This window comes from Tenacibaculum sp. Mcav3-52 (assembly GCF_022347665.1).
GTDB lineage: Bacteria > Bacteroidota > Bacteroidia > Flavobacteriales > Flavobacteriaceae > Polaribacter > Polaribacter mesophilus.
On sequence record NZ_JAKRGE010000004.1, the window covers coordinates 206131 to 218886 of the forward strand.

At 30.4% G+C, this 12756-nt stretch carries 8 protein-coding genes and 2 tRNA genes; 8 read left to right on the forward strand and 2 right to left on the reverse strand.

Features of this window, described 5'->3' with window-relative positions; genetic code table 11:
- Positions 1–118 precede the first annotated feature (118 nt).
- Positions 119–1756 carry an alkaline phosphatase PafA gene (gene pafA, locus MHM83_RS12715; protein WP_239180114.1) on the reverse strand — a complete coding sequence of 546 codons (1638 nt, stop codon included), beginning with the start codon at positions 1754–1756 and terminating at the stop codon, positions 119–121.
- Between the two features lie 119 nt (positions 1757–1875).
- Here pafA and MHM83_RS12720 point away from each other — a divergent pair, with 119 nt between their 5' ends.
- From MHM83_RS12720 to MHM83_RS12755, 8 genes are all read left to right on the forward strand, one after another.
- Positions 1876–2616, forward strand: a complete 741-nt coding sequence (locus MHM83_RS12720) for an MlaE family ABC transporter permease (RefSeq protein WP_047790134.1) — start codon at positions 1876–1878, stop codon at positions 2614–2616.
- Positions 2616–3380, forward strand: coding sequence for an ABC transporter ATP-binding protein (locus tag MHM83_RS12725; RefSeq protein ID WP_047790135.1), 765 nt, complete (start codon positions 2616–2618; stop codon positions 3378–3380). The genes MHM83_RS12720 and MHM83_RS12725 overlap by 1 nt, the downstream gene beginning before the upstream one ends.
- A gap of 133 nt (positions 3381–3513) precedes the next feature.
- Positions 3514–3586: transfer RNA gene (locus MHM83_RS12730), tRNA-Lys, on the forward strand.
- A 47-nt stretch (positions 3587–3633) separates the two neighbouring features.
- A tRNA-Tyr gene (locus tag MHM83_RS12735) sits at positions 3634–3716 on the forward strand.
- Between the two features lie 114 nt (positions 3717–3830).
- On the forward strand, positions 3831–6230 hold the full coding sequence (locus MHM83_RS12740) for a TonB-dependent receptor (RefSeq protein WP_239180116.1): 2400 nt from the start codon (positions 3831–3833) through the stop codon (positions 6228–6230).
- A 70-nt stretch (positions 6231–6300) separates the two neighbouring features.
- Positions 6301–7413 carry an aminopeptidase C gene (locus MHM83_RS12745; RefSeq protein ID WP_239180118.1) on the forward strand — a complete coding sequence of 371 codons (1113 nt, stop codon included), beginning with the start codon at positions 6301–6303 and terminating at the stop codon, positions 7411–7413.
- Positions 7414–7626: 213 nt separating this feature from the next.
- Positions 7627–10128 carry a toxin-antitoxin system YwqK family antitoxin gene (locus tag MHM83_RS12750; RefSeq protein WP_239180120.1) on the forward strand — a complete coding sequence of 834 codons (2502 nt, stop codon included), beginning with the start codon at positions 7627–7629 and terminating at the stop codon, positions 10126–10128.
- A gap of 151 nt (positions 10129–10279) precedes the next feature.
- Positions 10280–11728 (forward strand): DUF389 domain-containing protein, encoded by a 1449-nt coding sequence (locus MHM83_RS12755; protein ID WP_047790139.1) that lies wholly within the window; start codon positions 10280–10282, stop codon positions 11726–11728.
- Positions 11729–11859: 131 nt separating this feature from the next.
- Here the strand turns inward: MHM83_RS12755 and MHM83_RS12760 are convergent, their stop codons facing one another.
- On the reverse strand, positions 11860–12756 hold the full coding sequence (locus tag MHM83_RS12760) for a Ppx/GppA phosphatase family protein (protein WP_239180155.1): 897 nt from the start codon (positions 12754–12756) through the stop codon (positions 11860–11862).

Genomic DNA, 12756 nt, shown 5'->3' on the forward strand with positions numbered 1-12756 from the left:
AATGTAGCAATTTGGTAATTTGAAAATGTATCAATGAAAAAACTCCAATTTGATTTCATCAAATTGGAGTTTTTTTACGGTCTATTCTCTAGTCTCTCTTTTCTCATTTCTAAGTTTCCTATTCAAGAACCTCTTCAATAATCTTTCCAGAACATCCGTTAGGGAATTCTATCTGTAATAAATTAGAAATCGTTGGAGCAATATCTACAATTTCGTATTTCTTTTTAGAAACACCTTGCTTAATTCCGTTTCCATAAAAAATCATCGGAATATGTGTATCGTACGAGTATCCAGAACCATGCGTAGTCCCTTTTTTTGAACTACTAGCAATAGTTGACGGATTAGGGATTAAAATAACATCACCCGAAAACTTTTGATTGTAACCATTTTGTAAAACATGTAAAATTCCGTTAGTAAACGTAGTAGTTTGCATGGTTCTAGCAGTTACCGATTTATAAATCTTTTTATGATTAATTGCTTCATCCGCTATAGCTTGTGCTACGTTTTCATAGTCAAGGTTTAACTCTCTAATCTTATCTTTATTTAAGAACACTTGAAAGTTTGAAACGTTTTCAATGATTTCATCCGATTTAAAATGTTTTAAGGTAATTTCATTTAAAAAGTTTTTGAAAGCAACAGGCTTTACATAACCAGCAGGTATTTTTAAAGATTCTAAGTATGAAGGAACTTGTACTGCAGCATGATCGGCAGTTAAGAATAATGTATAGTTGTCTTTTCCAACCTGTGTGTCTAAAAACTTAAATAAATCAGCTAAATCTTGATCTAAGCGTAAATACGTATCTTCAATTTCTTTGGAAGCAACTCCAAACTGATGTCCAACATAATCGGTTGAAGAATAACTAACTGCTAAAAAGTCAGTGTACTCAGATTTTCCTAAGTTTTCACCAATAATAGCCGCTTTAGCAAAATCAGTAGTAATAGAATTACCAGCAGGAATCCCTTTTATTATACTGTAATTATTATTGCTCTTTCTTAACGTTGGAATGTCGTGCGTAAAAACTGGCTTTTCCTCCCCTTTGAAAGTTACTTCAAAGTTATTATCATCATCAATACTTTGGGTATACGTACTAATATCATATAAAGTTTCCCATGGTTTACTTAAATATTCATCAGCTTTCCCTGAAGCATTGAACTCTTGTACCCAAGTAGGTAATTCATTTAAGTAAAAAGAAGAAGAAATCCATTGCCCTTTATCACCACCGTCAAACCAATAAGCAGCGTTAGCTGTGTGTCCTGCAGGTAAAATAGCAGAACGATCTTTTATGGCAATACCAATGGTTTTGCCATTCATGTTTTGAGCTAGTTTCAACTGATCGGTTACTGTAGTAGTTAACATTCTGTAAGGAGACTTTTTACCTCCTTCACCGTTATTACCAACAGTGTTATAGTTATTATCATCAACACAATAAATAGTTTTCTTTAAATATTTATCATACCAATGGTTGCTAATAATTCCATGATTAGTAGGCGTTGTTCCTGTGTAAATAGAAGTATGCCCTACAGCAGTGTAAGTAGGAATATAATTGTAATGAGCATTTTCTAAAGAGTATCCTTCTCTAAGTAAACGTTTAAAACCGTCGTTACCATATCTATTAGCAAAACGAGTAAGGTAATCGTAACGCATTTGGTCAACAACAACACCAACTACTAGTTTTGGTTTTCGAGTATTTGTTTTTTTATTAACAGAGCAGCTGGTTAAACATATTATAGCTGCTAAAAAAGCTATTTTTCTCATTTTGTTTTTTGAAAATTAAAACTCAAAGGTACATAAAAAGCAAGCTAAAACTTATAAATAAGGCGATGAGTTAATGGTTTTTTAATACTTTAGCAAAAAGAAAAAATATATTTCATTTAATGAATTACATTGAGCATATAGGTAAATACTTTTCAATGCTAAAACAGGTTTTTTCAAAGCCACAAAGAGCAAGAGTATTTCGGGAAGCTTTATTTAGAGAAGTAGATGAGTTGGGGCATAAGTCGATAGGAATTATAGCTTTTATATCGTTTTTTATTGGAGGGGTAATCGCCTTGCAAACAGCATTGAATTTAGAAAGTCCGTTTATACCAAAATCGTTGATTGGTTTTGCAGCAAAACGATCAGTAATTTTAGAGTTTGCACCTACATTTTGTTCTATTATTTTAGCAGGTAAAGTAGGTTCGTATATAACTTCAAGTATTGGAACTATGCGTGTTACAGAGCAAATTGATGCACTTGAGGTGATGGGAATTAACTCATTAAACTATTTAGTGCTTCCTAAAATAATAGCTACAGTTTTCTTTTATCCGTTTTTAATAATTCTAGGAATGTTTTTAGGAATTTTTGGCGGATGGATGGCAGGGGTATTATCGGGTTTGTTTTCTGGAGCAGATTATATAGCAGGAGTTCAATTAGATTTTGATCCGTTTCTTATAACCTATGCGTTGATAAAAACAGTGGTTTTTGCTTTTTTAATTGCCACAGTGCCTTCCTATCATGGATATTATGTAAAAGGAGGTTCATTAGAAGTTGGAAAAGCAAGTACACAGTCTGTAGTTTGGACTACAGTGCTTATTGTTATAGCGAACTATTTCTTAACTCAAATGTTATTAACCTAATGATAGAAGTAAACAATTTACACAAAGGATTTAATGGTGTTGAGATTTTAAAGGGGATAACAACTTCATTTAAACCAGGAGAAACAAGTTTAATTATTGGTCAGAGTGGTTCAGGTAAAACAGTATTTTTAAAATCATTAATTGGCTTACACACACCAGAGCAAGGAACCATTGTTTATGATGGACTTGCGAATACTGATATGACGATAGAAGATAAACGTCAATTTCGTCAAGAATTAGGAATGGTATTTCAAGGAAGTGCCTTGTTTGATTCTCAAACAGTAGAAGAGAATATAATGTTTCCTTTAAAAATGTTTACCAAACAACCCGAAAGTGAAATGCTAGACAGGGTGAATTTTGTGTTGAACCGTGTAAACTTAGAAAATTCAAATAAAAAGTTTCCTGCTGAATTATCTGGAGGAATGCAAAAACGTGTAGCAATTGCCCGTGCAATTGTAATGAAGCCTAAATATTTGTTTTGTGATGAACCTAATTCAGGTTTAGATCCGCAAACGTCTATTGTTATAGATAACCTAATTCAAGAAATTACCGATGAGTATAAAATTACTACAGTAATAAATACACATGATATGAATTCGGTGATGGAAATAGGAGATAAGATTGTTTTTCTAAAAAATGGAGTCAAAGCATGGGAAGGATCACATAAAGAAATCTTCAAAACAGATAATGAAGCAGTGGTAGATTTTGTGTATTCATCTAATTTATTTAAAAAAGTAAGAAAAGCATACTTAAATGATGTTTAGGTAACTTTCTGTTAATTAATAGGTAACAAAAAACATTAAAAAATTTTCAAAAAAACTTCTAAAAAATGTTTGTGGGAACAATAAAAGCTTCTATATTTGCACCCGCAAACGCAGAATAGCAAAAGCAAAAAATGACCGGGTAGCTCAGTTGGTAGAGCATCTCCCTTTTAAGGAGAGGGTCCTGGGTTCGAGCCCCAGCCCGGTCACTATAAAGCTTCTCTTAATAAATGAGAAGCTTTTTTTAAAAAGCTTTGGGGAGATTCCAGAGCGGCCAAATGGGACGGACTGTAACTCCGTTGTCTTACGACTTCGCAGGTTCGAATCCTGCTCTCCCCACGAAAACTCAATCATATCGATTGAGTTTTTTTATTTGTATAATTATGTTGTTTAATATTTTTTGTTTTTTGTTAAACATAATGTGTATTTTTGTTAAATCTTAAATATTTTGATATGAAAAAAGTGTTGATATTCTTAGTTTTACTTCAGTCGTTTACTGGAATGTCCCAAAATGAAGGAGGAATTTCAGGGAAGGTTATTGATTCTAAAACAAGAGAAGTGCTTCCTTTTGTAAATATTTTAGTACACGGAACAGAAATAGGGACAGTTTCAAATGAAAATGGAGAGTTTGAATTGAGTAATGTTCCTTTAGGGTATAATAAAATACAAGCATCGTTTGTAGGTTATAAAACGTTAATTTCTGACGAGTATTTAGTTACTAAAGATAATTCGCCATATATAACCTTAGCGTTAATTGAAGATGCAACACAGTTAAAAGAAGTTCAAATACAAGCACCACTATTTAAAGAGTCTGTAGATAGCCCTTTATCGCTTCAAAGTTTGGGTATAGCAGAAATAGAAAAGAACCCAGGAGGTAATAGAGATGTGTTAAAAGTAATTCAGTCTTTTCCTGGTGTAGCTTCTAATCCTGGATTTAGAAATGATATTATTATTAGAGGAGGAGCAACTTCTGAAAATAAGTTTTATTTAGATGGAATTGAAGTTCCAGTAATAAACCACTTCCAAACACAAGGAGCAACTGGTGGACCAGTTGGAATTATGAATGCAGATTTAATTCGTAAGGTAGATTTTTATTCAAGTGCTTTTCCTGCTAATAGGGGTAACTCTTTAAGTTCTGTTATAGAGTTTACTCAAAAAAGAGGAAACCCAAATTCACTAAATACAAGGGCAACTATTGGAACTTCGGACGCAGGAATTACCTTAGATGGTCCATTAGGAAAGAACACAACCTTTATGTTTTCTGCTCGACAATCGTATTTACAGTTTTTATTTAAGTTGATAAAACTTCCTTTTTTACCAACATACAGCGATTTTCAAGTGAATGTTAAATCGCAATTATCAAAAAACAGTGAATTATCAATAGTTGCTTTGGGTGCTATTGATGATTTTGAAATTAATAAAGAGGTAAATGATGGTGAAACAGATTTAGAAACGATAAAGAGAAATAAAGTTATTTTAAACTCTGTTCCCGTAAACAGTCAATGGAATTATACGGTAGGAGCCAGTTATAAGTACTTTGCTCCAAACTCGACACACTTAGTTGTATTAAGTAGAAATGAATGGAAAAACAAGGCAGTAAAGTACTTTTTAAATGAAGAAATACCAGCAAACTTATTGTTAGATTATTCATCTAAAGAAATAGAAAATAAATTACGATATGAAAATAGCTTTGAAACTGTTAACAAAATTGATTTTAACTTAGGTTTTAATTTAGAAACAGCGAGGTATACGAATAGTAATTATCAAAAAAATGCTAATTCAGATGGAGTTATTATTTATAATTTTAATTCAGCCATAGACTTTGTGAAATATGGAGTTTTCGGACAAGTATCAAAAAGATATTTAGATGAAAAGTTAGGAGTTTCTTTTGGTTTTAGAATGGACGGGATTGATTACAATTCAGAAATGAAAAATCCATTTAACCAATTTTCACCACGATTGTCGTTAAGTTATAATTTATCTGAAAAATGGACGGTGAGTTCTTCAGTAGGTCGTTATTATCAATTACCATCGTATACAGTATTAGGATATAAAAATGATATAGGAGAGTTTGAGAATAAAAATGGATTGAAGTACATACAATCAGATCATTTTGTAAGTGGATTGAGTTATAAGCCTGATACAAGTTCAAAAATAACTTTTGAAGGGTTTTATAAAGGATATAAAAACTATCCATTTTCAATAAGAAACCAGATAAGTCTGGCAAACCTAGGTGCTGATTTTGGTATTATAGGAAACGAAGCAGTAAGTTCAACCACTGAGGGTCGAGCATATGGTTTTGAGTTGTTAGCACAAAAGAAATCGTATAGTGGATTGTACGGAATAGCGTCGTATACTTTTGTGAGAAGTGAATTTAAAGATGCACAAGGAGCCTATATTCCCTCAACTTGGGATAATAAACACTTACTAACAATTACAGCAGGAAAAAAACTAAACAGAAACTGGGAAATAGGAACGAAATTTCGATTAGTTGGTGGTAAACCTTATACGCCATACGATTTAGACGCTTCTTCTTTAAAAGATAATTACGATGTGCAAAACGGCGGAATTTTAGATTATACCAAACTAAACACAGAAAGATTAGATACGTATACACAATTAGATATACGTGTAGATAAAACATGGTTCTTAAAAAAAGCGGCTATTAACTTGTATTTAGATGTTCAAAATATATATGCTAGTAGCTCTAAACAGCAACCATTTTTATTACCTATTGAAGATGGAAATGGAAGAGTGACCGATCCTAACGATAGTTCAAGATATTTACTAGAAGAAATAGAAAGTACAACAGGTAGAGCCTTACCTCGTATAGGTGTTATTGTAGATTTTTAACAGTTTTGAAGTTTAATAGTCTTTTAAAAAGAGTAAATTGCTTGCTTAAATTATCATAAGATTTTTAAATATGAAAAAAATTCTATTAGGAGCAGCATTTACTTTTTTAAGTATAACTTCAACTTCAGCACAAAAGTATCAGTTTTCAACAGTAAAAGACATTGAAGATACTGAAGTTAAAAGCCAAGGAAGAACAGGAACATGTTGGAGCTTTTCTACAACCTCTTTTTTAGAATCAGAAATTATCAGATTAACAGGTAAAAACATCGATTTATCTGAAATGTATACGGTTCGTAATACGTATTCTGATAAAGCAAATAATTATTTATACCGCCAAGGAAAAGCACAATTTAGTGAAGGAGGTTTGGCACATGATGTTATTAATTCTGTAGAAAAATACGGATTAGTACCTGAGCAAGTTTTTACTGGTTTAGATCTTGGCCAAGATAGACATAATCATGCAGAAATGATTACGGTGTTAAAATCGATGTTGGATGCTTATATCAAAAATCCAGCAGGAGAATTAAGTCCAAAGTGGAAGCAATCAGTAGAAAGTGTTTTGGATGTATACTTAGGAAAAAATAAAAAGGAATTTACTTTTGAAGGAAAAAAATATACTCCTAAAACGTTTGCAGAGTATGTAAAAATAGATCCTTCAAACTATGTAACGATTAGTTCTTTTGAGCATGCAAAAAAATATGATCAATTCATCTTAAATATTCCAGATAATTTTTCAAACGGAGCATTTTATAATGTTTCTTTAGATGAATTAGTTGCAGTAACAGAAAACGCAATTAAAAAAGGATACACCGTAGAGTTAGATTGTGATGTTTCAGAAAAAACATTTTCATCAAAAAATGGAGTAGCAGTAATTCCTGCAAGTAGCACAGAAAATGAAAAAGCATTAAAAGAAATAGTTGAAGAAAGAACTATTACATCAGGTTTACGTCAAGCAGAATTTGAAAACTTTAATACAACGGACGATCACTTAATGCATATTGTAGGTTTGGTAAAAGATCAAAAAGGAAATACCTATTTTAAAGTAAAGAACTCTTGGGGTAAAAATCAAGGAAATCAGGGGTATGTATATATGTCAGTTCCTTATTTTAAATTGAAAACAATATCTGTTTTATTACATAAAGATGCAGTTTCACCGAATTTAAAAAGTAAGTTAAAGATTTAATAGTTTTTAAACATTACTATAAAAATTAGTAGAACTTCAATAATAAATATAGGGCTTTTGGTAATACTCAAAAGCCCTATATTTTTGGATTTGTAACTAAATATGGTTTACGTATATTTTAATAACGTTCTGAAATTACTGTATTTTTGAAACTCAAAAAAAATGTTGCACGTCACAACTAACATTTAAATTAAAAACATATAAAATTAATACATGAAATCCTTTTTTACAATTGCTTTATTATTGTGTTGTATAACTATAGCTAAAGCTCAAAAAGACACACTTTGGTTAGATAAAAACTGGAAAGAAACCAATAAAGAAAATGCTTCTTTTTATAGAAACCCTATACAAAAGGAGGGAAAACTATATCGTGTTAATGACTTTTATATTGATGGTACATTACAAATGACAGGACTTTCTAAGTATAAAGATAGTATTTATTTGCAACAAGCCTTTTGGTATACTAAAGAAGGAAAACTTATAAAGAAAATGAGTTTTGATGATAAGCAACTAAAAGGAATATCTACTTATTATACAGAAAGTAAAGACAAAAAAACGACTATAGCAATCGAAGAGGTTACCTACGAGAATGGAAAAATAACAAAAAGAATATTTTTTGAAGGAGATAAAAATGATATTCGTTATGAGCATTACTATGATAAAGGAAAAATAACTAAAGAAATATATTATGGTAAAAAAGGAAAAAAAATAGGACAGATAACTTATGATAAAAGAGCATATAGAGATGGTAAAAAAGTAAGCTATTATTATAACCCAATGCGTGTTAAATATATTGCAGAATATGAACAAGGAAATCCAGTTTTTACACAATACTTTTATCATAATGGAATTACTCGTAATCGTTTTAATAAAAGTACTTTAACAGAAACATTTTATGATGAACAAAACACCAAGTTAGGGGCTATACAATACAAGTATGAAGAAGAATTAAATTATAAAACTCCTTATGAAGGAAAGAAATACTTGTTTTTTTTCACCAAGACAGCAGTGGTAAAAAAAATAAATACTTATGAAAAAGGAAAATTAAAAAAGGTTGAAACATTTAACAAACAAGGTATTCTAATTAAAAAAGAAGAATTTGGAGATAAAAGGAACCTTGTTAAGGTAATAAGCTACGATGATCAAGGTACTCAAATAGGGGTGTTAGAACAAATAAATGATAAATTAGAAGGTAGAGTTGTAAAAAATAAAGGAGGTAATAAACAAGATATTACTTACAAAAATGGAATAGCAGAAGAAGTAGTTGAATATTATAAAGATACTACATTGGTATTTTCGCATTTAAAAAATTCGGAAATTACCTATTATGATATTTCAGGAAAGAAGTTAGGAAGACTAAAAGTAAAGCTAAAAGAAGGTTATTATAACTCTAGAGCTTTAGAAGCAGGTTATTACTCGCCAACTCCTATTGAAGGTACTCTGTATAAGAAAAACTATCGAAACAAAATTTCAGAAAAAGAGAGCTTTAAAGATGGAGAAGTAGTAGAAAGAACAAAGTATGATTATAAAGAAGGTAACGCTCTTTATAAAGAAACAAGATTCTACGAAGATGGAAGTTTATCAAAAATCATTAGCTACTATATTAATGGAGGAAAAAAAAGTGAAGTAACCTATCAACTTAATTCGTACAGAAAAAAGTTAACAGCAATTTATTACGATAAAAGCGGAAAAGTTATCGCTAATTATAACTTTAAAACTAAAACAGGAACAGAATACAAGTATTTCTATAAAACAGATCAAATAGAAGAAGTTAAAGAGTTAAATAAAGGAAAACTTATAAAATCAAAAAGATATCAAAAAGTATATAACTCAAGGAATAATGAATATGTTTTAAGAGAAGATATAGATGTTAATTCGGAAGCTAAATTTTACTCTAAAGAAGAAAAGTTAATAGGGCAAGCGACTTTTACCAATCAAAAACCTACAGGGGTTATGTATGATTATAAAGATCGAATAGAAATAAATGTAAAAAATGGATTGAAGGAAGGAGTTTATAAAAAGTTTGAATACGACGAAAAAACTTTAAAGGAAACTGGAAATTACGTAAACGATAAAAAGCATGGAACTTTTATTTATTATAAAAGAGGTAAAAAACAAAAAGAAGAAAATTATTACGAAAATAAAAAAGAAGGATATAGTATTTATTATGATGAAAAAGGTAAAGAAATATCTCGATTATTATATAAGAAAGGAAAGCCTTTTGAAGGGCAAAAGAATGACCTTTATGGAACCAAAAAAACATATAAAAATGGTGCTCTAGTAAAGAAAATAGAACAAAATAAAAATCAAAAAATAATTACCGAATATATATCAGAAAAAGAAACGAGTACCACTGTTTACAATTTGCAAAACCAGCTGCTATTAACGTATAAGGAATTAAATAACCAATTAGAAGGAGAAGTTGTTCAATATGAAAAAAACAAACCTAAATATACTGCAGTTTTCTCAAAAGGTAAATTAGTAACAGGAATAGTATATTTAAAAGCCAACTCTAGATATCAATCTGAAGTATACTTAAAAATGAGTAAAGTAGACGAAATTATAACAATACAAACATATAACGAGGAAGGAAAGCTACTCTTTACAGGAGAAATAAACCCTAGCTTATACAAAGAGTACTCTGAACAAATATTACCATATAAACTGGGTATCAGAGAAATAGTTTATAATAACGATTTATTTATTTTAGAGTAACCTTAATTTTTTTAGTGAGGTTATTAAAAAAAGATTAGTCTTTGTTACGAAATTATTTAGGTAAACTAAAATAGTTTGTTTCTCAGAGTTTTTTAGCCTTTACTAATTACTGAATTTCGTATCTTTCCAAAGTTAACAAAAATTAGAATTTATGGAAGAAAATAAACAAGAAGCAGCAGCGGAGCAATCGAAGCAAGCGATACAGCAAGATGCAAAAGGTTTATGGGAAAAAGTAAAAAAGTTTATTTTAGAGTTACTCGATTTTAGAGATGATACAGACCAAGAAGCAACAATAGAAGCAATAAAAAGTGATATTTCTTTTAAAGGAGCCACAGCTTGGATTTTAATCTGTTCTATTTTTGTGGCATCTATTGGTTTAAATGCAAACTCAACAGCAGTAGTAATTGGAGCCATGTTAATATCTCCACTAATGGGACCTATTTTAGGAGTAGGAATGTCTATTGCTATTAATGATATTGACACATTACGAAAATCGTTAATAAACTTAGCAACTATGATTGTATTGAGCTTATTAACTGCATTTCTATTTTTCTTTATATTTCCACTTCGTGAAGAAACTTCGGAGTTATTAGGTAGGGTAAGACCAGATATTCGAGATGTATTAATAGCTTTTTTTGGTGGTTTAGCATTAATTATTGCACGAACCAAAAAAGGAACAATTGCTTCTGTAATCTTTGGTGTAGCAATTGCAACAGCTTTAATGCCGCCTTTGTGTACTGCAGGGTATGGTTTGGCAATAGGTAATTTTGACTACTTTCTTGGTGCGATGTACTTGTTTACAATTAATACTATTTTTATCGCTTTAGCAACTTTCTTAGTATTAAAACTGTTAGGTTTTACTATGATTCGTTATGTAAATTCAGCCAAACGTAAAAGAATAGCGCAAATAGCGTCTTTTATAGCCTTTTTAGTAATGGTTCCAGCGGTATTTACTTTTGTAGGAGTGTATAATGAGAGTGTAATAGACGCAAACTATAAAAGGTTTTTAAAAGCAAAAGTATACGATAATCCTAACTTATGGCTACAGCGTGAAAGACTAGAAGTTAAAGATAAAACAATAAGCTTGTTTTTTAATGGTGATGTGAGTGATGCAACAGAGTCATTTTTACGTAACGAATTAAAGGCTTTTCCTAAAATAGATTCTTATTCTTTAGTTATAAATGAAAATAAAGCTAAAAGTGTTGATAGAGTAGTAGATGCTTATGATAGAGCTGTAAAAGAATTAGATGAAAAAGACAATGTTATAAAAGGTTTACATATGGAGATTGATGATTTAAAAAGAACCATATCTAATTTAAATCAAACGATTGAACAACAAGCTTTATATAGAGATAAGAATTCAATTCCTTTTAGTAAAATTAGTACAGAGGCAAAAATTAGATTCAATGATATAAAAGAAATGAGTTTAGCTAAAGTTCTATCTTCAAGCGACTTTATAAAAGTAGATACAGCAACAGTAGTATCAGTAAAATGGAATGCAAAGTTAAAGGACTCTATTCTTGTAAAAAATGAAAACGAACTGAGAAGTTGGATACAGAAAGAGTTAAAAACAGACAAAGTACAAATAAGAAGAAACTAAAATAAAAAACCGAGCAAATAGCTCGGTTTTTTTTGATTACTTGTTAGAGAAGTATAGTAAATAAAATATTACTTATACTTATTAAGACACTACAATTCCAAAAGAGTCACAAATAAAAAGTAATAGTAAATCTAAAGTTTATTAAAGTATAGGCTTTTAATTATTCCGTCAGAAAGCCCAATTTTAGGAACGTATATTTTTCTTGCACCACTCCACTTCATGGCAGATAAGTATATTTTTGTAGCAGGAATAATTACATCGGCCCTATCAGGGTTTAAACTTAATTCCGAGATTCGTTCATGATAACTCATCTTTTTTAAGAATTGGTACTGAGCATTAAGATAAATGTATGAAATAGGTTTACCACTATCTCTACCAGACATTTTAAATAGCTTATTAATATTTCCTCCAGAACCAATTAAAGAAATACGTTTATAGTCACCAGTATTTTCTTCAATCCATTTTTGAACCTTTTTAAAAAGCGCTTTATTTTCAGGTTTTGTATTATTAAGTAAACGTACAGTACCTATTTTAAAAGATTTAGAGTTAATAATTTTTCCTTTAGAAAACAAAGTAAACTCTGTACTCCCCCCACCAACATCAACATATAAGTAAGTAGCATCAGATTCTATTAATTGATTTAAATCTGTTGAAGAAATTATAGCTGCTTCTTTTTTTCCGTCAATAATATCAATCTTAACATCAGTATTTTCTAAAATAGTAGCGGCAACTTCTACTCCATTTTCAGCTTCTCTCATTGCTGAGGTAGCACAGGCTTTGTATTTTTCAACACCATGAATTTTCATGATTAATTTAAAGGCTTGCATTGCATCAAGCATTCTTTGAGTATTCGCCTCTGATATTTTTCCAGAAACAAAAGCGTCCGCTCCTAAACGAATAGGAACACGAACTAAGGATGATTTTTTAAATTGTGGTTCTTTATTTTTTTCTTCAATAACGTTGGCTACTAATAACCTTACTGCATTAGATCCTATATCAATAGCGCCGTACTTCTTTATCTTCAAAAT

Bases quoted from the DNA above. Each gene is read 5' to 3' on its own strand.
- MHM83_RS12725 (WP_047790135.1), top strand. From the start codon at position 2,616: ATGATAGAAGTAAACAATTTACACAAAGGATTTAATGGTGTTGAGATT.
- MHM83_RS12755 (WP_047790139.1), top strand. From the start codon at position 10,280: ATGGAAGAAAATAAACAAGAAGCAGCAGCGGAGCAATCGAAGCAAGCG.
- MHM83_RS12720 (WP_047790134.1), top strand. From the start codon at position 1,876: ATGAATTACATTGAGCATATAGGTAAATACTTTTCAATGCTAAAACAG.
- pafA (WP_239180114.1), bottom strand. From the start codon at position 1,756: ATGAGAAAAATAGCTTTTTTAGCAGCTATAATATGTTTAACCAGCTGC.
- MHM83_RS12740 (WP_239180116.1), top strand. From the start codon at position 3,831: ATGAAAAAAGTGTTGATATTCTTAGTTTTACTTCAGTCGTTTACTGGA.
- MHM83_RS12750 (WP_239180120.1), top strand. From the start codon at position 7,627: ATGAAATCCTTTTTTACAATTGCTTTATTATTGTGTTGTATAACTATA.
- MHM83_RS12745 (WP_239180118.1), top strand. From the start codon at position 6,301: ATGAAAAAAATTCTATTAGGAGCAGCATTTACTTTTTTAAGTATAACT.